Annotated in this window: 18 protein-coding genes; 5 read left to right on the top strand and 13 right to left on the bottom strand. The window is 71.3% G+C overall.

The genetic code is table 11. From position 1 onward, the window contains the following. Window positions 1–8 precede the first annotated feature (8 nt). A complete protein-coding gene (locus ACLQ3B_RS03765; protein ID WP_425777332.1) occupies window positions 9–881 on the bottom strand; it encodes a hypothetical protein in 873 nt (290 codons plus the stop codon). A gap of 87 nt (window positions 882–968) precedes the next feature. Here ACLQ3B_RS03765 and ACLQ3B_RS03760 point away from each other — a divergent pair, with 87 nt between their 5' ends. After that, entirely contained in the window at window positions 969–1,937 is a 969-nt protein-coding gene (locus ACLQ3B_RS03760) for a hypothetical protein (RefSeq protein WP_425777330.1), read from the top strand. A gap of 61 nt (window positions 1,938–1,998) precedes the next feature. Here the strand turns inward: ACLQ3B_RS03760 and murD are convergent, their stop codons facing one another. Further along, window positions 1,999–3,345, bottom strand: a complete 1,347-nt coding sequence (gene murD, locus ACLQ3B_RS03755) for a UDP-N-acetylmuramoyl-L-alanine--D-glutamate ligase (RefSeq protein ID WP_425777328.1) — start codon at window positions 3,343–3,345, stop codon at window positions 1,999–2,001. 82 nt (window positions 3,346–3,427) lie between these two features. Between murD and ACLQ3B_RS03750 the strand changes: the two genes are divergently transcribed. Beyond that, complete coding sequence (locus ACLQ3B_RS03750) at window positions 3,428–4,777, top strand: hypothetical protein (protein ID WP_425777326.1); 1,350 nt, start codon at window positions 3,428–3,430, stop codon at window positions 4,775–4,777. Window positions 4,778–4,909: 132 nt separating this feature from the next. Here ACLQ3B_RS03750 and ACLQ3B_RS03745 read toward each other — a convergent pair whose 3' ends face one another. From ACLQ3B_RS03745 to ACLQ3B_RS03735, 3 genes are all read right to left on the bottom strand, one after another. Then, window positions 4,910–6,817, bottom strand: a complete 1,908-nt coding sequence (locus tag ACLQ3B_RS03745) for a PucR family transcriptional regulator (RefSeq protein WP_425777324.1) — start codon at window positions 6,815–6,817, stop codon at window positions 4,910–4,912. 91 nt (window positions 6,818–6,908) lie between these two features. Continuing rightward, window positions 6,909–8,360 (bottom strand): argininosuccinate synthase, encoded by a 1,452-nt coding sequence (argG, locus tag ACLQ3B_RS03740; protein WP_425777323.1) that lies wholly within the window; start codon window positions 8,358–8,360, stop codon window positions 6,909–6,911. A 47-nt stretch (window positions 8,361–8,407) separates the two neighbouring features. Then, complete coding sequence (locus ACLQ3B_RS03735) at window positions 8,408–9,256, bottom strand: TrmH family RNA methyltransferase (RefSeq protein ID WP_425778031.1); 849 nt, start codon at window positions 9,254–9,256, stop codon at window positions 8,408–8,410. Window positions 9,257–9,347: 91 nt separating this feature from the next. Between ACLQ3B_RS03735 and ACLQ3B_RS03730 the strand changes: the two genes are divergently transcribed. Then, complete coding sequence (locus tag ACLQ3B_RS03730) at window positions 9,348–11,195, top strand: thiamine pyrophosphate-requiring protein (RefSeq protein WP_425777321.1); 1,848 nt, start codon at window positions 9,348–9,350, stop codon at window positions 11,193–11,195. A gap of 573 nt (window positions 11,196–11,768) precedes the next feature. Here ACLQ3B_RS03730 and ACLQ3B_RS03725 read toward each other — a convergent pair. After that, window positions 11,769–12,434, bottom strand: coding sequence for a response regulator (locus ACLQ3B_RS03725; protein WP_425777319.1), 666 nt, complete (start codon window positions 12,432–12,434; stop codon window positions 11,769–11,771). Next, window positions 12,431–13,729 carry a sensor histidine kinase gene (locus tag ACLQ3B_RS03720; protein WP_425777317.1) on the bottom strand — a complete coding sequence of 433 codons (1,299 nt, stop codon included), beginning with the start codon at window positions 13,727–13,729 and terminating at the stop codon, window positions 12,431–12,433. The genes ACLQ3B_RS03725 and ACLQ3B_RS03720 overlap by 4 nt, the downstream gene beginning before the upstream one ends. Window positions 13,730–13,871: 142 nt before the next feature. Here ACLQ3B_RS03720 and ACLQ3B_RS03715 point away from each other — a divergent pair, with 142 nt between their 5' ends. Then, complete coding sequence (locus ACLQ3B_RS03715; RefSeq protein WP_425777315.1) at window positions 13,872–15,098, top strand: serine hydrolase domain-containing protein; 1,227 nt, start codon at window positions 13,872–13,874, stop codon at window positions 15,096–15,098. A 162-nt stretch (window positions 15,099–15,260) separates the two neighbouring features. Here ACLQ3B_RS03715 and ACLQ3B_RS03710 read toward each other — a convergent pair whose 3' ends face one another. Both ACLQ3B_RS03710 and ACLQ3B_RS03705 read right to left on the bottom strand, forming a co-directional pair. Further along, window positions 15,261–15,572 carry a hypothetical protein gene (locus ACLQ3B_RS03710; RefSeq protein WP_425777313.1) on the bottom strand — a complete coding sequence of 104 codons (312 nt, stop codon included), beginning with the start codon at window positions 15,570–15,572 and terminating at the stop codon, window positions 15,261–15,263. Between the two features lie 67 nt (window positions 15,573–15,639). After that, window positions 15,640–16,047, bottom strand: a complete 408-nt coding sequence (locus tag ACLQ3B_RS03705; RefSeq protein ID WP_425777311.1) for a hypothetical protein — start codon at window positions 16,045–16,047, stop codon at window positions 15,640–15,642. Between ACLQ3B_RS03705 and ACLQ3B_RS03700 the strand changes: the two genes are divergently transcribed. Further along, window positions 16,036–16,635 carry a sensor histidine kinase gene (locus ACLQ3B_RS03700; RefSeq protein WP_425777310.1) on the top strand — a complete coding sequence of 200 codons (600 nt, stop codon included), beginning with the start codon at window positions 16,036–16,038 and terminating at the stop codon, window positions 16,633–16,635. The genes ACLQ3B_RS03705 and ACLQ3B_RS03700 overlap by 12 nt on opposite strands. Before the next feature lie 125 nt (window positions 16,636–16,760). Here the strand turns inward: ACLQ3B_RS03700 and ACLQ3B_RS03695 are convergent, their stop codons facing one another. From ACLQ3B_RS03695 to ACLQ3B_RS03680, 4 genes are all read right to left on the bottom strand, one after another. Then, a complete protein-coding gene (locus ACLQ3B_RS03695) occupies window positions 16,761–18,965 on the bottom strand; it encodes a transglycosylase domain-containing protein (protein ID WP_425777308.1) in 2,205 nt (734 codons plus the stop codon). 161 nt (window positions 18,966–19,126) lie between these two features. Next, window positions 19,127–19,894 (bottom strand): hypothetical protein, encoded by a 768-nt coding sequence (locus ACLQ3B_RS03690; RefSeq protein WP_425777306.1) that lies wholly within the window; start codon window positions 19,892–19,894, stop codon window positions 19,127–19,129. A 133-nt stretch (window positions 19,895–20,027) separates the two neighbouring features. After that, on the bottom strand, window positions 20,028–21,134 hold the full coding sequence (locus ACLQ3B_RS03685) for an SPFH domain-containing protein (RefSeq protein WP_425777304.1): 1,107 nt from the start codon (window positions 21,132–21,134) through the stop codon (window positions 20,028–20,030). Between the two features lie 5 nt (window positions 21,135–21,139). Further along, window positions 21,140–21,613, bottom strand: a complete 474-nt coding sequence (locus tag ACLQ3B_RS03680; protein ID WP_425777302.1) for an NfeD family protein — start codon at window positions 21,611–21,613, stop codon at window positions 21,140–21,142. Between the last annotated feature and the right edge of the window lie 91 nt (window positions 21,614–21,704).

Genomic DNA, 21,704 nt, shown 5'->3' with positions numbered 1-21,704 from the left:
GGGGGCCGTCAGTCCTGGAAGGTCGCGGCGTTCGCGCAGGTGTCGAACACGCGGGTGAGCCGGGCGACGTCCGTGCGGTTGACCGAGAACTGATTCTCGCCGATCTCGCCGTGCGCGGTCATGTGGGCCTCCCAACAGCTCGACCCGTCCCACAGTGTCAGGTTGACGTGCAGGTTCGGACTGACCACACCGAGGGGCAGCAGACCCACCCGCGCCCCGGCCGCGCGCTGCCGTTGCACCAATGCGGACAGCTCGTCGGTCAGCGTGGCGTAGACGAAGACCCGGGTGATCTGGACGCCCCGTCGCAGGGCCTCCTCGTTGGCCTCCCAGTAGCGCCGGCCGATCTCGCTGCGCCACCAACTCAACTCCCCGCTCACCCGGGGCATCACATTGGTCAACGCGTCCAGCCGGCGCACACAGGTGCGGGTCGCGCCGACCAGGTCCTCGTCCTCGTCACCGCGCCGGATGATCCGACCGTCCGCGAGCTGCTCGGCCTCCAACCGGAACTGCTCGTAGCGCCGCTGCGCCTCCACCGCGACCCGGGTGCCCGCGTGCTGCTCGGCCGCCTCCCGCATGGCCCCGGCCAGCTCCGTGGTGGTGCGGACCAGCCAGGGCGGGCCGTCCAGCAGGGTGCGCAGGTGAAAGCGGCGCTCCGCGCGGGCCAGCGAGTCGACCAACAGCGAGATCGTGACGCCCATCAGGCCGGCCAACAGCGACTCCACCCCGGAAGCGGCGTTGGTGAGGTCGAGCGCGACACTCAGGGTGATCGACAGCGTGATGCCGACCAACGCCACCGGGTCGGTGTGCGCCACCAGCCGGACGAAGCCGGCGGTGGAGCTGCCGCCCTCCCGTAACCGCTGACGGGCCACGTCACGGGTCATCGAGATCCCCCAATCAGCCGTTCCCGCCAGCGTAGACAGCAACCACAACCGCCGGCCCCACCATGCCGGGCCGGTAACATCCGGCAGGTGCACAGAGCGGACGCGGGGCCGTCGACCGGAACCGACCACGAGCGGATCACGGCGGAGGTTCGGGCCTGGGTCTGCTCCGCCCCGCTCCGCGGCCTGGTCGCCCACTTCGGCGGCACCTGGCCCTCCGGCGACCTCACCGAGGTGCTCCGTTTCCTCGACGACTTCTCCGCCCACCACTGGGACTTCCGGGGCGGCCGGGAACGGCCCGACGCCCGGGAGCCCGACCTCGACCCGACCACCGGGCAACTGGTGCTCGACGCGGCTGCCGCGCTCGGGCTGATCCAACCGGTGCCACCGGCCCGGTCGGCGTACGCCCACCTGGTGGTGCTCGGCGGCCTGGCGCCCGCCTGCGTACGCCGCGTCGGCTACGCCGCGCACCTGCTCCGCGCCGGCCTACCGGTGAGCGGCGAGGTCGCCGTCCTGGGCAGCTTCCGGCCGCTGTCGGACTGGGAACGCCGCACGCTGGCCGACGCGGGCCTGCCGGCCGACGAGACCGAGGTGGATGTGTTGGACACGGCCGTCCGCCGGGTCTTCGAGGTGGCCGCCCCGGCCGAGCAGGACGGCGTCGACGCCGGCCACCCGCACCACTCCTGGTCGTCGCGGACCTACCGACCGGACGGGTTGCCGCCGATCCGGGTGCTGGCCGCGCCATCCAGCGAACCGGACCAACGGCGGGCGCACACCGCCGACACCCAGCGGTTCTGGGCCGGCCACGTCCGGCTCGCCCCGGGCGACGAGGTCCTGATGGTCACCGCGCCGATCTACGTGCCGTTCCAGCACTGCGACGCGCTGCGCACGCTGGCCCTGCCCTACGGGTGCGCCATCGACACGGTCGGGGTGGACCCGACGCTTGCCGACCTGGCGGTGCTCCCCGAGCAGACCCTCACGCCCGGGCGCTACCTCCAGGAGATCCGGTCGGCGATCCGCTCGATGCGCGCCCTGCACGCCGGGCTTCACCCGCGCTGACGTCAGCGGCCCGGACCCACTGCCGAGCCGGGCTCAGCCGGCGGTGTCGGCTGCACCCGGCTCAGCCGGCGGTGTCGGTGACGGCCTGGGCGAAGACCTCGGAGCGGTGCTCGAAGTTGCGGAACCGGCCGTAGCTGGGCGCGGCCGGGGACAACAGCACCACCCCGCCGGCCGGAGTCAGCTCACGGGACAGCCGGACCGCGTCCACCAGGTCGTCGACCAGTTCGGTACGCACCTTCGGCAGACCGGCGAGCACCTCGACGATGCGGGCGCCGCTGTCCGGGATCCCGATCACGGTCAGCTCACGCTCGGCCAGGTGCTCGGCCAACGGCGTGTAGTCCAGACCTCGGTCGTTACCCCCGACGATCACCGTCAGCGGCCGCCCGTCGTACGCGTCGATGGCGTGCATCGCCGCGTACGGGCTGGTGGCCAGGGTGTCGTCGACGAACGTCAGCCCGGACGGGTCGGTGATCTCGGTGAGTCGGTGGGCCAGCCCCTGGAACTCGGCGACCGCGACGGCGAGGTGGTCCTTGTCGGCCACCACGTCCACGCCGAGCGCGTCGAGGACGGCGAGCGCGACGCAGAGGTTGCCCTCGTTGTGCCGGCCGACCAGCGGCAGCACCGCGCGGGGGAAGAGCGGCTGGTCACCGACGTGGAACCACGGTGTGCCGTCGACGCCGGTGGCGACGTGTGTGGTGTCGGGGCGGCCGGCCCGGATCGCCGGCAGCTCACCCAGCTCCGCGGCGAGCCGGGGGTCGCCCCCGTTGACCACGATCGTCTGCGGGTCGTGGGCGAGCAGGTTGAGCTTGTCCCGGTAGTACTCGCGTTCCCCGCCGTGCGCGTCCAGGTGCTCGGGGAAGAGCGCGGTGACCACCGCCACCCGGGGCGAGTCGGCGAGGTCGCTGCACTGGTAGCTGGACAGCTCCAGCACGTACAGCTCCGCCTCCGGCAGGTCCAGCGTCGGCACCCCGATGTTGCCGCCGAAGACGTTCGGTCGGCCCATCGCGGTGAGCAGGTGACTGATCAGGCTGGAGGTGGTGCTCTTGCCCTTGCTGCCGGTGACCCCGACGGTGCGCGCGGCGTGGTCGGCCATCCACAACGCGGTGCCCTGGGTCACCATGATCCCGCGGCGGCGCAGCTCGACCAGCCACGGGTGGGTCTGCGGCACGCCCGGGGACCGGACCACCACGTCCGCGGCGGCCAGCCGCTCGAAGCCCGCCTCACCGGTGACCAGCGGCGCCGCCTCGGCCAGCGGGCCGTCCCAGGGCAGCGACAGGAAGTTCGCGCTGTCGTCGACGGCCACCAGCTCGGCCGGGCCGTGCGCGGCGATGGCGGTCACAGCGGCCCGGCCCTCCCGACCGGTGCCCCAGACGGCGACGGTACGTCCGCGCAGGTCAGAAAGGCGCACGGGGCTCTCCTCGTGGGTCACGGCGGCGGCAGGGCGGGCCCGGTCCGGACACGCCCGGACGAACCAGGGCCTAGTATGGCGTGTGCCCAACGAGCAGCTCCGGCGGATGGACGCCTTCACCTTCCCGTCCTACTCGATCGACTTCGCCACCGGCGAGGTGTTGTTCGACTACGCCCTGACCGGCCCGGCCGGTGAGCAGCGGTTCACCGAGGTGATCACACTTCCACTGCCGGCGGAGCCACCCTCCGACGAGACGGTGGCGACCCTCAACCGGGTGCTGGAGGTGCTGCACCTCGTCGCCGGGGTCAGCTACTACAAGGCCGCCGCGCCGCCCCGACTCGTGCTGCCGGCGCCGCTGGGCGCGGCCACCGTCGATTACGTGACGGCCGTCTACACCAAGGGCCTCGCGGAGTACGCGTACCGCAACCAGCTGCCGCACGTGCTCCAGCTGCGCCCGGAGGTGCCGGCCGGCTCACCGGAGCCCCCGCGCGTGTACGACGACTCCGACCGTCGCCCCCTCTCGGCGGTCGGCGGCGGCAAGGACTCGATCGTCAGCCTGGAGGCGCTGCGCCGCGCCGAGCTGGACCCGGTGCCGTTCTCGGTCAACCCGAACCACGTGATCGTCGCGGTCAACGAGGCGTCCGGGCTTGTCCCGCTGGCCGCCCGGCGGCGCATCGACCCGGTGCTGTTCGACCTGAACGCGGCCGGCGCGCTGAACGGGCACATCCCGGTCACCGCCATCAACTCCCTGATCGCGGTGGCCACCGCCGTCCTGCACGGGCTGGGGCCGGTGGTGATGTCCAACGAACGTTCGGCGTCCGACCCGAACCTGGTCTGGAACGGCCACGAGATCAACCACCAGTGGTCCAAGGGCGTCGAGGCGGAGGGGCTGCTGCGGGCGTCGCTGGGCGAGCACGCCGGCCTGACCGACCCGTACTTCTCCCTGCTGCGTTCGCTGTCCGAGCTGCACATCGCCCGGCTGTTCGCCGAGTTCACCCGGTACGACGACGTGGTGACCAGCTGCAACCAGGCGTTCAAACTGCGCGACGCGAGTGAGCGCTGGTGCCGTGACTGCCCGAAGTGCCGGTTCGTGTTCCTGGCCATGGCGCCGTTCATGCCCCGGGAGCGGGTGGTGGGCATCTTCGGCGGCGACCTGCTGGCCGACGAGTCGCAGATCCCCGGCTACCGGGAGCTGCTGGGTGTGGACGGCCACAAGCCGTTCGAGTGCGTGGGCGAGGTCGAGGAGTCGGTGGTGGCCCTCGGCCTGCTCGGCGAGCAGGACCAGTGGCGCGACGCCCCGGTGATCCAAGCCCTGGTCGACGCCGTCCCGGAGACGGCCTGGTCCGCAGTGGCCAACTCGGACGTCTTCACCCCCGGCGGCCCCAACCACATCCCCCCCACCTACGCCAAAGCCCTAACCACCCTCACCTAACCCAGCCCCCACCGCCCCCGGCCTCCCCGGCCCCCGGTTTCCTCGGTTGATCATGAAGTTATTGCCACTCTCACCGGCGTGTCATGGCAATAACTTCATGATCAACGCGGGAAAGGGTGGGGTGGGGTGGGGTTAGGGGGTTCGGACTGCTTCTAGGGCTAGTAGGGCTACGTGTAGGGACAGGCTGGCCTCTACCGAGTCCAGGTCCACGTCGAGGATGCGGGCGATGCGGGCCAGGCGTTCGTAGAAGGCCGGCCGGGACAGGTGGGCGGCGGCGGCGCCCGCGGACTTGTTGCGGCCCTGCTCCAGGTAGGCGCGCAGGGTGTCGAGCAGCCGTTCCCGGGGGTGCCGGGCGTCGTACTCCAGCAGTGCGCCGAGTTCGCGCTCCACGAACGTCTGCAGGCGGGGCTCGTCGCGCAGCAGGTGCAGCAGCCCGGCCAGGCCGACGTGTGGCAGCCGGAAGATCGGCAGGTCACGCCGGTCCCGCCGGGCCGCCTCGGCGATCTGCCGCGCCTCGACCAGGGACCGTCGAGCCTCCCGCAGGGTGCTCACCCCGGACCCGGCGGCAACGATCACGGCACCCGGGCCGGCACCCCGGAACGGATCGGCACCGACCCTCGACCGAGCGGCCTCGACTCCGATGCCCGCACGGGACGGATCCACGCCGAACGCCGCGCGGGACGGATCGACACCGAAGCCGTTGCGGGCCGGATCGGCGCCGACCGCCGCACGGGAAGCGTCGGAAGCGGGACGGGACCCGTCGACGGCGGAGGCGGCCCGAGCCGGTTCGACACCGGGCCCCGGCCGGCCCGCGCCGGCGTCGAGGCGTACCCGACGGAGTGCGCTGGCGAACGCGGACAGCGCGCGGTCCTCGGCGGCCGGGTCGGGTAGGGCCAGGAGCGCGCCCACCGAGTTGTCGTCGACGGCGCTGGTCAGCGCGGTCAGCTTCGCCTCCCGCAGGGCTTGGCCGACCGCCTCGGAGAGATCCCGCAGCCGGGCCTGGCTGACCTCGGGGCCGACCTCCCCGGCGGGGTCGTCGGCGCGGTGCCGGACCATCACGCCGACCAGGTGCCGCCGGTCGAGCACCACGCCGAGCGCCTTGGCCCGTAGTCCCACCTCGTCCACCGGGCGGGAGTGGTCGAGCAGCGCGGTGAGCAGGGTGCGGTGGATCTGCCGTTCCAGGCCCTCGGCGTCGCGGCGGATCAGCCGGCCCAGCGCGAGGGTGGACGCGGCCCGCTCGATCAGGATGGTGAGCCGGGTGGGCGAGGCGGCTGTCGGTTCGATGGCCCGGGCGCTGGGTACGTCCCCGCTGGCCGGCCAGCGCAGCAGCAGCCGACCCCAGTCCTGCCCCCGGGCGCCGACGGTGGTCACCAGCCAGCCGCTGTCCGCGTCGTACGCGGTCCGCCCGGCCGGACGGATCCGCCGGGAGTGCTGCTCCCAGCCGTCGAGCAGCAGCTCGGCACTCTCGCCCGCCGGGTCGTACCCGAGCACCTGCCGGGACAGGTTCTCCAGCACCACGGGGCAACCGGACAGCTCGGCAGCCTGTCGGATCACCTCGGCGGCGTCGGCGCCCTCCACGGAGAGGTCGTTGAACCGCTGGTGGATCTCCTCGGTGGCGCGCAGCTCGGTGAGCTGCGCGTCGACGATCAGCGCGTGCACCGCCTCGGTGATCCGGACGAACGGGGTGGCCCGGCGCAGCTCCACCAGGGGCAGCCCGCGCCGCTCGGCGGCGGCGGTCATCACCCGGGGCACCCCGCTGACGTACCGGCGGCCCAGCTCGACGACGAGTCCGGAGACTCCGACGTCGGCGAGGTCGCCGATGAACGCGCGCAATCCGGCGTCGTCCCCGGGCAGGCCGATGCCTGTGGTGAGCACCAGCTCGCCACCGCCGAGCAGGGTGGCGATGTCGGGCACCTCGGCGACGTGCACCCAGCGGACGGGTCGGTCCAGCCCTTCGTCGCCGGCGACGACGCGAGGCGCGCCGTGGCGGACCGGGTCCAGGGCGAGGACCTCACGGACGGTAGGGAACACGGCCGTCACGCTACCGTCCGTGACGCCGGAACTCGACTTGCCACCGCCTGCCGGCCAGCCGGCACCGATAGCTGGCACCGGCGGCCCGGGTCAGTGGGGCTCAGTCGACGCCGAACTCCATCGCGGCGCGGTCGAGTGCCGCGTCCTCCGCCGAGGCGACGCCCCGGGAGGCGATGGCTTCCGCGCCGCCCTCGGGCATCGCGCCGATCAGGCCGGTCGAGGCGGCCTGCGCGGCGCCGATCATCCGCTGCGGGTTTCCGCCGCCGACCAGGCCGAGGGAGGCGTACTGCTCCAGCTTCGACCGCGAGTCGGCGATGTCCAGGTTGCGCATGGTGAGCTGGCCGATCCGGTCCGACGGCCCGAACGCCGAGTCCTCGGTACGCTCCATCGACAGCTTGTCCGGGTGGTAGCTGAACGACGGGCCGGTGGTGTCCAGGATCGAGTAGTCCTCGCCCCGGCGCAGCCGCAACGTCACCTCACCGGTGACCGCCGTGCCGACCCACCGCTGCAACGACTCGCGCAGCATCAGCGCCTGCGGGTCCAGCCAGCGGCCCTCGTACATCAGCCGACCGAGGCGGCGGCCCTCGCTGTGGTAGTTGGCCAGGGTGTCCTCGTTGTGGATGGCGTTGACCAGCCGCTCGTACGCGGCGTGCAGCAGCGCCATCCCGGGCGCCTCGTAGATGCCGCGGCTCTTGGCCTCGATGATGCGGTTCTCGATCTGGTCCGACATGCCGAGGCCGTGCCGGCCGCCGATGGCGTTGGCCTCCAGCACCAGGTCGACGGCGCTGCCGAACTCCTTGCCGTTGATCGTGACCGGCCGGCCCTGGTCGAAGCCGATGGTGACGTCCTCGGTGGGGATCTCCACCGACGGGTCCCAGAACCGGACGCCCATGATCGGGTTGACCGTCTCGATGCCGGTGTCGAGGTGTTCCAGGGTCTTCGCCTCGTGCGTGGCGCCCCAGATGTTGGCGTCGGTCGAGTACGCCTTCTCGGTGCTGTCCCGGTAGGGCAGGCCGCGTTCGAGCAGCCACTCCGACATTTCCTTGCGCCCACCGAGCTCGGTGACGAAGGCGGTGTCGAGCCACGGCTTGTAGATCCGCAGCATCGGGTTGGCCAGCAGGCCGTACCTGTAGAACCGCTCGATGTCGTTGCCCTTGAAGGTCGAGCCGTCGCCCCAGATCTGGACGTCGTCGGCGACCATCGCCCGCACCAGCAGGGTGCCGGTCACGGCGCGGCCCAGCGGCGTGGTGTTGAAGTACGCCCGTCCGCCGGTGCGGATGTGGAAGGCGCCGCAGGTCAACGCGGCGAGGCCCTCCTCGACCAGGGCGGCGCGGCAGTCGACCAGGCGGGCGACCTCGGCGCCGTAGCTGAGCGCGCGACCGGGCACCGAGGCGATGTCGGGCTCGTCGTACTGGCCGATGTCGGCGGTGTAGGCGCAGGGAATCGCGCCCTTGTCGCGCATCCACGCGACCGCGACCGAGGTGTCGAGGCCGCCGGAGAAGGCGATGCCGACACGTTCGCCGGTGGGCAGGGAGGTGAGAACCTTGGACACGGGGAAAATTATGCAATAGAACGCATGGCCATGCAAGCCGAAGGGGTCTACTCGCCGCCGAACGGCGGATCCTCGCGGCTCAGCTCCCAGAACGCCACCGCCGCCGCGGCGGCGACGTTCAACGAGTCGACGCCACGCCGCATCGGAAGGACCACCCGCACGTCGCTGGCGGCCTGGGCCGCCGCGGTGAGGCCGGGCCCCTCGGCTCCGAGCAGCAGCGCCGCCCGCTCGCGCTGGGCCGGGGTCAACCGCTGGATCGGTACGGCGTCCGGCGCGGGCGTCATGGCGAGCACCGTGAAGCCGGCCTCCCGTACCTGGTCCAGGCCCTCGGGCCAGCGGTCGAGCTTCGCGTACGGCATCGCGAAGACCTCACCCATGCTGACCCGGACACTGCGCCGGTACAGCGGGTCGGCGCAGGACGGCGACAGCAGCACCGCGTCGATGCCGAGCGCGGCGGCGCCCCGGAAGATCGCACCGAGGTTTGTGTGGTTGTTCACGTCCTCCAGCAGCACGACCCGGCGCGCGGCGGCGAGCACCTCGGCCGCCGTCGGCAGCGGCCGGCGGTGGAACGACGCCAGCACCCCCCGGTGTACGTGGAAGCCGGTGGCCCGTTGCAGCACGTCAGGCGTCGCGGCGTAGACCGGCGCGTCGCCGGTGTCCAGGTCGGCGAGCTGGTCGACCCGCTTGGCGTCGACCAGGTACGACCGGGCCGGGTAGCCGGCGCGCAGCGCCCGGCGCAGCACCAGCTCCCCCTCGGCGATGAACAGGCCGTGCGGCGGCTCCCAGCGGGTGCGCAGCTCGACGTCGGTGAGCGCCCGATAGTCGGCGATCCGGTCGTCGTCGGGGTCGGTGATCTGGTGGACGGGCACCCGACGATTCTGCCGGACGCGGAGTATCGCGCCTCGACGCCCGTCCGGCGGGGTGTTTTGTCCGGAGAAGAACGGGAATGACCGGCGAGCATCGGACGCTACCGGAAGGACCAGCCAGGTGAGCGCAGACGACACCACGGCGGGCGAAGCGGGCACTCTGCCCCGGCGTCCGACCGTCGCGGACCACATCGTGTCGCGACTGTTCAGCTGGGGCGTACACCGCTACTTCGGCTATCCCGGCGACGGCATCAACGGCCTCACCTCAGCGCTGCAACGCACCAACGGGCGGGCCCAGTTCATTCAGGTCCGCCACGAGGAGACCGCCGGCTTCGCCGCCTCCGCACACGTCAAGTACGGCGGCGGCCCGCTGGGCTGCGCGCTGGTCACCAGCGGGCCGGGCGCCATCCACCTGCTCAACGGCCTGTACGACGCGAAGCTCGACCACCAACCGGTGATCGCCCTGGTCGGGCACACCGCGACCACCGCCGAGGGCGGCGGCTACTACCAGGAGGTCGACCTGCTCGCCCTCTACAAGGACGTGGCCGCGGCGTTCCTGGCCCAGCTCGACAACCCGGCGCAGGTACGCCACCTGGTCGACCGGGCGTGCCGGACGGCGCTGGCTCGGCGTACCGTCACCGCCCTGATCCTGCCCCTGGACATCCAGGACGAGCCGGCCGTGCCGAACCCGCCGCACGCGCACGGCTACTACCAGACCAGCAACGCGCCGAGCAGCACGCCGACGGTTCCGCCGGAGGCCGACGTACGCCGAGCGGCCGAGGTGCTGCGCGGCGGGCAGCGGGTGGCCATGCTTGTCGGCCAGGGCGCCCTCGGCGCGCGCGACGAGGTCCGCGAGATCGCCGATCGGCTCGGTGCCGGCGTGGCCACCGCGCTGCTCGGCTTCACCGCCGTCGACCACCGTGAACCGTGGGTGACCGGGGCGATCGGGCTGCTCGGCACCCGACCGAGCTGGCAGCTGATGAGCGGCTGCGACCGGCTGCTGATCGTGGGCAGCAACATGCCGTACTCGGAGTTCTACCCGCCGCCCGGGCAGGCCCGCGCGGTGCAGATCGACCTGGACGGCACCCAGCTCGGGCTGCGGTACCCGACCGAGGTGAACCTGACCGGCGACGCCCGCCCCACGTTGCGGGCACTGCTGAACGAGCTGGGCCCCGGTCCCGGGCCGACCGCCTGGCGGGCGGAGGTCACCGAGGCCACCTCGGCGTGGCGCCGCGTGCAACACGACCTGGCCGAGCAGACCGCCGACCCGGTCAACCCGCAGTTGCTCTTCCACACCCTGAACGAGCGGCTGCCCGACGACGTGCTGCTCGCTGTCGACTGCGGCACCACCACCGCCTGGTACGCCCGACACATCCAGGTACGCCCCGGGATGCTGGCCAGCCTCTCCGGCACGCTGCTGTCCATGGGCGGCGCCATGCCGTACGCGCTCAGTGCCAAGTTCGCCCACCCGGACCGTCCGCTGGTCGCGTTGATCGGCGACGGCGCCATGCAGATGAACGGCGTCAACGAGCTGATCACCGTGGCCAAGTACTGGCACAGCTGGGCGGACCCACGGTTCGTGGTGCTGGTGCTCAACAACCGGGATCTGGCGTTCGTCAGCTGGGAACAGCGTTCCAGCGAGGGAACGCCGATGTTCCCGGACAGCCAGCAGTTGCCGGACATCGCCTACCACAAGTGGGCGGAGGTGCTCGGGCTGCACGGCGAGTTGATCGACTCGCCGGATCAGGTGCGGGACGTCTGGGACCGGGCGCTCACCGCCGACCGGCCGGTGGTGATCAACGCCCTGGTCGACCCGGCCGAACTGATGCTGCCACCGCACTTCACCGCCGAGCAGGCCCGCAAGACCGCCGCGGCGGTGCTGCGCGGCGACACCGACTGGGCCGGAATCATCCGCCGCGGCCTACCGGCGACGCTTGCCAGCTACCGTCCCCGTCGCCGAGACCGCTAGGTTCTGTCTCGTAGATCTTGGTGGTCGGGGACGGCGCGTAGCCGGTCAAGGGTTTCGACCAGGTCAAGGGTGGCCTGGAAGTGAGAGCCGAGCTTGTCGTAACGGGTGGCGAGGTCGCGCCAGTGTTGCGTCGGTTGAAGCCGCGCTCGACCTGGTTGCGGCGCTTATCGGCGGCGGGATCGAAGGTCGGCGGTCGGCCGCTACGTCGTCCTCGCCGCTTCCCGTTGGCAATCTGATCGTTGGGCCCGGGGATGACGGCGGTGATGCAGCCGACTGGACCGCCTACCTCAACAGCCGCTTGATTCTGACGGCCATAGGCGGCCCCACCTCATGGTCACAATCTCAAGCGCGGCGTCACTCAGGGTAGCTGATAGACGCCGAGCGCCACCTCGGTCACCTGCCCGCTTCTGCCGAATACAGTGCACCTGATCTTGCGGGTGGCTGTCGCTTGCTGCTCGCGCGCGCGTTGTGAAAGTCCATCCGGCTGGAGCCCACGGGCCTGGGCTGGACGGCTATTCGGCGCGGATCGCCTCGGCGAGCTGGTCGAACGTGCGCTCCAGGACCGCTGGCCGCTCAATGGTCGGCGGCTCCCGCGCGGACGACGCCGGATTCGTACGCGTACACCACGGCCTGGACCCGGTCGCGCAGGTTGAGCTTGGCCAGCACGCGACTGACATGGGTCTTCACGGTGCCCTCGGACAGGTGGAGCCGGTCGGCGATCTCGACGTTGGACAGGCCCCGGGCGACGCGCGTGAGCACCTCGCGTTCCCGCTCGGTCAGCACACCGGGGTCGGTGACGGCGGCCTGCGGTGCTCCCGCCGGTACGTATCGTTCGAGCAGCCGGCGGGTCGCGCTGGGCGCCACTACCGCGTCGCCGGTGGCCACGACGCGGATCGCGGAGAGCAGGTCGGCGGCGAGGGTGTCCTTGAGGAGGAAGCCGCTGGCGCCGGCCCGCAGCGCGGCGTAGACGTACTCGTCGAGGTCGAAGGTGGTCAGGATCAGGACCCGGGTCGGGCCCGCCCCGCCGGCCCGGATCAGGCGGGTGGCCTCGACCCCGTCGACGGATGGCATCCGGACGTCCATCAGCACGACGTCCGGCCGCAACTCGCGAGTCATGGCGGCGGCCTGCTCCCCGTCGGCGGCCTCGCCGACCAGCGCCATGTCGGGCGCCTGCGTCAGGATCAGCCGGAATCCGGTACGGACCAGTGCCTGGTCGTCGGCGAGCAGCACTCGGATCATGCTCGCCTGTTTCCGATCGGCAGGTTGGCCCACACCTGGAACCCGCCGTCGGGCCGGGGGCCGGCGGTGAACCGTCCCCCCAAGAGGTGGACCCGTTCCCGCATGCCGGACAGGCCGTTGCCGTCGGCCACCACCACGCCACCTCCTTTGCCGCCGCCATCGGCCCCGCCTCCGACGGTACCGTTGCGGATCTCGATGTCGAGCTCGGTCTCCCGGTAGCACAGAACGATGTCAGCGGACGAACCCGCGCCGGCGTGCTTCATCACGTTGGTCAGCGCTTCCTGCACGATGCGGTACGCCGACAGGTCCAGCGGCGCGGGCAGCGGCGCGGCCACGCCATCGATGCGCAGCCGTACCCCGGTGCCGGCACGGCGTACCTGGTCGACCAGGGTAGGCAGCTGCGCCAGTCCGGGTGGCGGGTGCCACGCGTCCTCGCCCTCGCCCAGTGCGTCGAGGACCCGGCGCATGTCGGTGAGGGACGCGCGGCCGGTGCGCACGATCGCATCGAGCGCGACCCGGGTCTCAGCCGGCTGGTCGTCCAGGGCCGCCGCGCCGCCCTGCGCCTGGATCACGATGAGGGACAGGCCGTGCGCGACGACGTCGTGCAGCTCCCGGCTGATCCGGTCGCGCTCGGCGGCCATGGCGAGGGCGGCCCGCTGGTCCTGTTCGCGCTGCAGGTCCCGTGCCCGGGCGGCGAGCTGGTCGAGGTAGGCGCGGCGGCTGCGGCTGCCGGAGCCGATCGCCCACGCCGCGACCAGCGCGCCGCCCAGCACGGCCGGGCCACTCCACCGGGCCGCCCCGCCGGTGTTGTCGCCGGCGATCAACTCGGTACGTTCGAACGCCGGGCCCGCGCCCTGTTCGACGTTGTTGACCTGGAAGGCCATCGATGGAATGCCCGGTGCCGACCGTCCGCGCAGGGCGAAGTATCCGTTCCAGCAGAGCAGGACCAGCAGGACGCCGGCGAGCGTGGCCAGGGACGTCGCCGGCGATCGGCGGGCGGCGACCGTGTACACGAGGATCAGCACGGCGGCGTCGGACCCGCCGATGAGCGAGCCCTGCGCCACGTGTGCCGCGACGCATACCGTGCTGACCACCAGCATCGCGAGCGGCCAGCGGTTGCGCAGCCCCACCGCGATCACGGCGACGCCGGTCGCGATCCACCAGAGCACCACGGCGCGCTGGTGCGGGGGGCCCAGCAGCGCGACCGCGGCGAGCAGGCCGGCCGCGAGCGAGGCGTCGCGTAGCGCCGCCCGACCGGCCAACCGGCGTGCCGCGGTGAGGACCTGTCCTGCCACCGGGCAAGCCTACGGTCCGCCGCCGGGCCGCCGCGTCTGTCGTACGACGGACCCCGGCGTGGCGCACATCCCTCGCGCGACAGAACGCGATGACGACTCCGGCCGGATGCGGGTAGCGCAGCCGGGACCGGAGGCTGGTGGCATGACCACACTGCGACCCTCTCGACGCTCCGTGCTGGGCCTGCTCGGAGCAGTGCCGCTGGCCACCGGCGGGCTGCTGGCGGTACCCGCCTCCGCCCACGCCGGTGCCGAGTCCGACCACCGCGGGTCCGATCCCGTCCCGGCGGACCTGCGGCCCGGCGGAGCGCTGGATCAGCTCATCGCCCAGTCCGCCGCCACCGACCGGTACTCCGGCACGTTGTTGTTGCTGCACAACGGTCGCCCGGTGCTGTCGCGCACGTACGGCATGGCCGACAAGGAGCAGTCCATCCCCAACCGGCCGGACACCATCTTCGCGCTCGGCTCGATCACCAAGATCTTCACCGGTATCGCGATCGGCCAGCTCGTACAGCAGGGCAAGGTCGCCTACCACGAGAAGCTGAGCGCCTACCTGACCGGCTTCCCTGCGGCAATCGGCGAAACGGTGACCGTGCATCAACTGCTGACGCACACCTCGGGCCTGGCGGACGTGGCACGCGATAGCGGCGACGTCCTCAGGTCCTGGACCAGCGAGGCAGAGGTGACCCGCGAGCTGTTGAAGCTCGTCCAGGCGGCACCGTTGCTGTTTCCGCCCGGCACCGGCTACACATACAGCAACGACGGCTACATCACCCTGGCCTACATCGTCGCCGCCGTCTCCGGCCAGAGCTTCTACGACTACGTCCGCAAGCACATCTTCCGGCCGGCCGGGATGATCAGCTCCGACTTCTACAACCGCGATCAGTGGGACACCAACCGCCGCATCGCCCACCCGTACGCCCCGCCGCCGTCCGGCGGCGCGCGCGTCGACAACCACCTGCTCGACACGTACATCGGCCACGGGGCCAGCGGCGCCTTCTCCACAACCCCCGACCTGACCGCGTTCGTCACCGCGCTGACCGGCGGCAAGTTGCTCGACACCGCGTACACCTGGCTGGCGACCACCCCCAAGTTCCCGGCGCCGCCGCTGCCGCCCAAGCCCGGCCTACCCGCGCAGTCCCTGTTCGAGTGCTACGGCCTCAGCGCGGTTCTGGTCAACGACCACTGGGGCCTCGGCCACAAGGGCGGCACCACCATGGGCATCTCGACCGCCCTGGAGTGGTACCCCGCCAACGGGTACGTCTACGTGAACCTCTGCAACTACGAGGCCGGCAGCACCACACCCATCGACACCCAGGCTCGACTGCTGATCACCGGGGCCGGAGAACACCGGCCCCATCCCCGTCACTAGGGCGACTTCTCTGGCCAGCCAGCCAAGAGCTGTGGCCCCGGCGCAGAACCGAGGCCACAGCGGAAGTTCTATGCCAGCCGACGAGCACCCCGATGGCCCGCAGACGGAGGGCCTCCGGCCCGGAGCAACACACACATCTGCCGCGAAGTGTTCACGACCAGGTCAGACGAACCAGTTGAACAGCAGGTCACCAAGCCGGCCCGGACGGTGGTAGGTGACATCGCGGCGTTCTTCGTCGGTAAGCAGCCGGAGGGACCGATCCTCGATCGGTTGCTCCAGCTCCGCGGTAGCTCGACGGTTCTCCACAATTGCCCACCGGATGCTCAAGGTCATCTCGAGCGACGTAGTCACCGACCTCGCCTCCGTCCACCCGGCCTGCTCGGTGCCATCCGCACCTTCATCGACGCCTACAACCAGCGCTGCGAACCGTTCCTCTGAACCAAGACCGCCGACCAGATCCTCACCGAAACCCACCGTCGAAAGAACTCCGACACGCGACACTGGGCAACGCGTCGGAGTCCCATCTCCTCGCCCCGGTGTGTCAGGTCCCGAATTCCAATGCGCCTGACTCGAGTTCGCGTCGGAAGAACGTTTCTGGGTGCATGAGGCCGCCGGGGGGATCCGCTACGGCGGTGGCTCGTCGCCGGAGTTCCGTGATGTACTTCGTGTCCAGGACGGTGGAGGCGGCGATCTGTTGCCGCAGGATGAGGGCTCGGGGGCCGGTGTAGAGGTAGGCGTCTGCGCCGGGGTAGCCGTTGGCCGCGGGCGGCTGCCCGGGCCGGGACTCGAAGTAGGACGCGTCGAGTTGGCCCAGCCAGGTTCCTGCGAACGGGACGACCGACGGCACCGGCCAGCCGGCCATCCGCTTTTCCAGCTTCTTGTTGTCCTTCTGGAAGCCGAAGTGCGGGGCGACGGTGTACGTGACGCCAGGGAACTCTTGCTCGTACATCGCGACCCCGACGCCACCACCGAGACGCTACGGTCAGCGTGCCACGAGGTCCTCACGCTCAGCGACCAACAGGAACGCCTCATCGAGGCGCTGCTCACCCTGGCGCACGGCGAACAGGGCCTCCAACTGCACACCCCACTCGACGTCGCCGACACCGCCGCCGAGGTAACCGCCGCCTGCCATCAGGACGCCGCAAGGCGGGGCATCCGGATACACACCTCCCTCGAACAGGCGCCGGCAACCGGCGACCCCGACCTGATCGAGCGCCTGATTGTCAACCTGGTCGACAACGCCGTGAGGCACAACGCGCCGGGCGGGTGGGTCGAGATCAGCACGATGACCACCGCGACCGGCAGCGCCATCCGGGTCAGCAACTCCGGCCCGGTGGTGCCGCCCGGTGAACTCGACGCGCTGTTCCAGCCGTTCCGGCAGGTCGGCAACCGCCGGACCAGGCACCCAGACGGACACGGGCACGGACTCGGTCTGGCCATCGTCCGCACGATCGCCAAGGCGCACGGGGCGACCCTCGACGCCCGGACCCGGACCTCCGGTGGTCTCGACATCGAGATCAGGTTCTCGGATGAATGAGCTGCGGTCAGCCGGCACGCACCTGGTCGGTGCGAGCCGAGCAAGATCAGGTGGGCGCTCATCGGCATTACCCGGACACTGTCAAAGGGCGGGACGGGTCGGCGTGCGGGGGTGGGGGTGGATGGTCAGCCTCGGCGGTCGAGCCAGCGTTGGAGGGCCGAGCGGGGGTCGTCGTCGGTGGTGGGGTCCTGTCGACGGTTCGGGACCGTCGGGCGGTCCACCGGGCGGTGCGGGTCGCCGGCCAGCTCGTGGCTGGGCGCGGCGAACGCCTTCTCCGGTTGGCCCTTGACTGCGGTGGCGAGGACCCGGGCGACCGCGTCGATCACCTTGGTCTGCACCGCCGACCCCACCGAGTCGGCCGGGTCGTCCGGGTTGGCGGCGATACCGGCCACCGCGACCTGCGGGGTGAAGCCGACGAACGTCTCGGTGGAGTTCTCCTCCGAGCTACCCGTCTTACCGGCGACCGGTCGGCCGTCGAGGATGTCGTTCACACCGGTGGCGGTGCCGCCGTTGCACTGCCCGAACGCCGACTGCTGGCCCACCGGGCAGCGCGCCGCGTCGGTCGCGGCACGGGCGACGTCGGCGTCGAGCACCCGCTTGCAGGAGGGCTGCCCGACCGGCACCTTCGCGCCATCCGGGCCGGTCACCGAGACCACCGGCACCGGCGTGCAGTAGGTGCCCTCGGCGGCCACCGTGGCGTACGCGTTGGCCAGGTCCAGCGGGGTGGTGGCCGCCACACCGAGGGTGAACGAACCCCAGTCGGCGGCGTTGTTCTTCGCGAAGCTGGCGTCCGAGTCGGCGCGGAACGTGATGCCGAGCCGCTGCGCCATCTCGACCACCTTGTCCTGGCCGACCTGCTCGGCCAGCCAGACGAAGTAGGTGTTCACCGAGCGGCCGAAGCCGTCCCACATCATCCGGTACCCGTCCATCCAGTCCGGGTTGGCGTTCGCCGGGCACCAGTGGCCGTCACAGCTGCCCGGCCCCTCGGCGGCGTACCGGGTGGGCAGCTTGGCGGGCGCGTCGAAACCGGTGGAGAGGGTACGGCCCGACTCCAGCGCGGCGAGCATGGTGAACAGCTTGAACGTCGAACCCGCCTGGTACCCGTCGACGCTGGCCCCGCCGGAGATCAACGGGTTGACGGTGTTCGGGTAGTTCGCCTGCCCGGCCGGGTTGTCGGCCAGGCTGTAGTGCCGGTTGACAGCCATCGCCAACACCCGCCCGGTGCCCGGCTGGACCGCCGCGATCGGCAGGGCGCGCTTGTTGTCGTAGGAGTAGACCTTGGTGGCCTGCTGCTGCGCGGTGGCCTGGATCTTCGGGTCCAGCGAGGTGACCACGGTGTAGCCACCCGAACGCAGCGCCTGCTCGCGCTCCGCGACCGTGGCCCCGAAGGCCGGCTGGGTCAGCCACCACTGACGCAGGTAGTCGCAGAAGTAACCCCAGTCGTCGTGGCCCTGGGAGACGGCGGTGCAGCCGTTGGGCTGGGCGGTGGGGTGCAGGGCCAGCGGCTCGGCCTTGGCCTGGGCGGCCTGTGCGGCGGTGATCGCGTTGGTGGCGACCATCGAGTCCAGCACGTACGACCGGCGGGCCAGCGCCTCGTCCTTGTCCCCGTTGATCGGGCTGTACGCGTCCGGGGACTGCACCAGACCGGCCAGCAGGGCCGACTCGCCGAGGGTCAGCTTCGCCGGAGGTTTGCCGAAGTACCGCTGGCTGGCCGCCGCGACCCCGTACGCGCCGGAGCCGAAGTAGGCGATGTTCAGGTACCGGTCGAGGATCTCGTCCTTGCCGAGGCTCTTGTCCAGCGCGCTCGCGTACCGGATCTCCTGGATCTTGCGGCCGACTGTGGGGTCGGTCGCCGCAGCCCGCTCCTCGGCGGTGCGGGTGGGGTCGGTCTTGAGCACGTTACGGACGTACTGCATGGTCAGCGTCGAGCCGCCCTGCTCGGTGCCGCCGCCCTTGACGTTGGCCACCACCGCCCGGGCCAGGCCGCGCAGGTCCGCGCCACCGTGGTCGTAGAAGCGCCGGTCCTCGGCCGCCACGATCGCCTGCCGCATCACCGGGGCGATCTCCGACAACGGGACGTCGGTGCGGTTCACGTCGTAGAACGTGGTGATCAGCGTCTTGCCGTCGTTGGCGTAGAGGTACGAGCGCTGCGGTGTGGCCGGGGTCTTCAGCGAGGCCGGCAACGCGGCGTACGACCCGAGCGCGGAGCGGGCGGTGAGCCCGAGCAGCAGGTTGCCCGGCAGCGCGGCGACGGCCAGGACGAGCCCGGCCAACACGCCGGTGAGCAGCACGGTGAGCAGCCGCGACAGCGGCGAGCGGGGGGCGGCCATGCTCCCCAGGATTGCCACGAAAACCGCCAACCGACCACCCCCACCCGCCAATTGTCACCAACTTCACGCCCCCTCCCCCACCCCGCCCAGCCGCGTTGATCATGAAGTTATTGCCATCCGCGTCGGCGTGTCGTGGCAATAACTTCATGATCGACGGAGGATTAGGGGTTGGGGGTGCTCAGGCTGGCGGCGGCGGCGTCGCGGGCGGTTTCGCGGGGCATCAGGCGGCCGGAGCGGTAGCCGATGCCGATGCCGGCGATCAGTACGAAGATCGCGCCGAACGTCTGCAACGAGCCGATCAGGGCGCCACCGAGGCCGAGCAGCGGCGCGGCGATGATCAGCATGACGCCGTCGCCGAGGCTGAAGGTGCCCGAGCGGGCCACCGCCCACCCGGTGAGGAACCAGCCCGCGCTGTAGAACGTCGCGCCGAGCAGGACCAGCGACCGCGCGGTGGTGCCGAAGACCGGCGTCTGCTCTTCGAGCCCGGCGAACGGCAGCATGAGCACGGTGCCGGCGATGCTGACCAGCAGCCCGGCGGCGGCCATCCGGCGGCTGCGGGTCGCGGCCAGCAGCCCGGTGAGGGCCAGCAGCGCGAGCAGGCCGAGCCAGACCGCGGCCACCCAACCGATCAGGTACACCGCACGGCCGTCGGCCGGATAGGGGTCGTTGCCCACCCCTCCGTCGCTGGCCATCGCCACCGCGCCGTAGAGGATGGCGTACGCGGGCAGCAGCCAGACCGCCGCCCGTGCGAACCGACGCACCGACCAGGCCCAACTGGCGTTCGTGGCGGGAGCGCCCGGGGTCGGCTCGCCGACGAAGGGCAGTACGCCGAACCCGCCACCGCTGCGCCGGGAGCCCAGTGGGCCGACCGGGTCGTGCGCGCCGGGCACCGGGGCCGAGGACCACATCCGATTCGCCGGATCCTTCATGCGTCACCTCGCTCGTCGTCGAGCGGTGCACCGACGCGCCGGGGCGCCCCGATTGCCTGGTCACCACCCGTCCTAGGACCGATCGTGGCAGGCGTCGGAGCGCCCCATGAGTCTTTCTCGTATTAAGCCGTGATCAGCCGCGCTCGCGCTTGTCGGCCGGCTCCTCCGCGAGGCTGGCCGGCGACACCGGCTCCGGCGCGGGCAGCCCCTGCCTCCCCTTGCCGCCGGTGGCCTGCGCCTCGGCGACGCGTACCTCGTCGTGGATCTGCTGGGCGGCGTCCGCCGCGGCCTGCGCCGCCGCGGCGGCCTCGCGCTCGACCTGGCTCGCGTGTTCGGCGGCCTCCGGTGCGGGCAGGTCCCCGACCATCTGGCTCAACCCACCGAGGGCGCCACCCATCCCCTCCAGGGCCTTGGTCAGCTCGGCCGGGATGATCCAGACCTTGTTGGCGCTGCCCTGGGCGATCTGCGGCAGAGCCTGCAGGTACTGGTAGGCGAGCACCTTCTGGCTCGGGTTGGCCTGGTGGATCGCGTCGAAGACCGTCCGGATCGCCTTCGCCTGACCCTCGGCCTGCAGGATGCGGGCCTGCCGGTCACCGTCGGCCCGCAGCACCGCCGACTGCTTGTCACCCTCGGCGGTGAGGATCACCGACTGCTTGTGCCCCTCGGCGGTCAGGATCGCCGCACGACGGTCCCGTTCGGCGCGCATCTGCTTCTCCATCGAGTCGCGGATGCTGGCCGGCGGCTCGATCGCCTTGATCTCGACCCGGGTCACCTTGATGCCCCAGCGGCCGGTGGTCTCGTCCAGCACACCCGAGAGGTGCCTGTTGATCTCGTCGCGGCTGGTCAGCGCCCGCTCCAGATCGAGCGAGCCGATCACGTTACGCAACGTGGTGACGGTCAGCTGCTCGATGGCCTGGAGGAAGCTGGAGATCTCGTAGGTGGCCCGGACCGAGTCGACCACCTTGAAGTAGAGGACCGTGTCGATCGAGACCACCAGGTTGTCCGAGGTGATCACCGGCTGCGGCGGGAAGCTGACCACCTGCTCCCGCATGTCGACCTTGGTACGGACCGCGTCGATGAACGGCACCAGCAGGTTGAGACCGGGGCTGAGGGTGCGCTTGTACTTGCCGAGCCGTTCCACCACGTCCTGGCGTTGCTGCGGCACGATCCGCACCGCCTTGGCCAGCGTTATCACGGCGATCAACGCCACCGCGATCACCACCACCCCGATTAAGGTCATTCCGTTCACCCTCTCGATTCCGGCAGCTCGCCGGCGGAAGAAACATCGTCCTGCCACACCAGGGCGGTCGCGCCCCGGACCTTTATCACCCGAACCCGTTGACCGGGGTCGTAAACCTGCGTCGTGTCGTACGACCGGGCGCTCCACAACTCGCCGTCGATCTTGACGAGACCCTGTTCGGCGTCAACCCGTTCCAGCACCAGCGCGGTGGAGCCCTCGATCGCCTCCACACCGAACGGCTGCTCGCCGTTCTCCAGCGCGGAGCGGCTGTGCCGCCGGATGACCGGTCGGACCACCACCAGGCTCAACGCCGACACCACCGCGAAGACCAGCGCCTGCACGGCGACCGGCGCGCCCAGGGCGGCCGCACCGGCGGCGGCGAACGCCCCGGCCCCGAACATGATCAGAAACAGCGTCGTCGTGAAGATCTCCGCGACGGCCAGCAGCACACCCAAAACGATCCACACCACGGCGTCCACACCCCGATCGTGACACGCAAATGCACGCGCGGCCTCCCCACGAAGATCAGTAGGCTCGGCGAGGCCCCTTTCGGACCCCCAAAACACCATG

Source organism: Micromonospora sp. DT53, from assembly GCF_049841535.1.
Taxonomy (GTDB): domain Bacteria; phylum Actinomycetota; class Actinomycetes; order Mycobacteriales; family Micromonosporaceae; genus Micromonospora.
This window is presented reverse-complemented; position numbering and strand designations above follow the sequence as displayed.

Excerpts from the sequence above, each read along its gene's own strand:
- ACLQ3B_RS03765 (WP_425777332.1), bottom strand. The coding sequence starts at position 881 with ATGACCCGTGACGTGGCCCGTCAGCGGTTACGGGAGGGCGGCAGCTCC.
- ACLQ3B_RS03725 (WP_425777319.1), bottom strand. The coding sequence starts at position 12,434 with ATGATCCGAGTGCTGCTCGCCGACGACCAGGCACTGGTCCGTACCGGA.
- ACLQ3B_RS03715 (WP_425777315.1), top strand. The coding sequence starts at position 13,872 with ATGACCACACTGCGACCCTCTCGACGCTCCGTGCTGGGCCTGCTCGGA.
- ACLQ3B_RS03705 (WP_425777311.1), bottom strand. The coding sequence starts at position 16,047 with ATGTACGAGCAAGAGTTCCCTGGCGTCACGTACACCGTCGCCCCGCAC.
- ACLQ3B_RS03695 (WP_425777308.1), bottom strand. The coding sequence starts at position 18,965 with ATGGCCGCCCCCCGCTCGCCGCTGTCGCGGCTGCTCACCGTGCTGCTC.
- ACLQ3B_RS03690 (WP_425777306.1), bottom strand. The coding sequence starts at position 19,894 with ATGAAGGATCCGGCGAATCGGATGTGGTCCTCGGCCCCGGTGCCCGGC.
- ACLQ3B_RS03685 (WP_425777304.1), bottom strand. The coding sequence starts at position 21,134 with ATGACCTTAATCGGGGTGGTGGTGATCGCGGTGGCGTTGATCGCCGTG.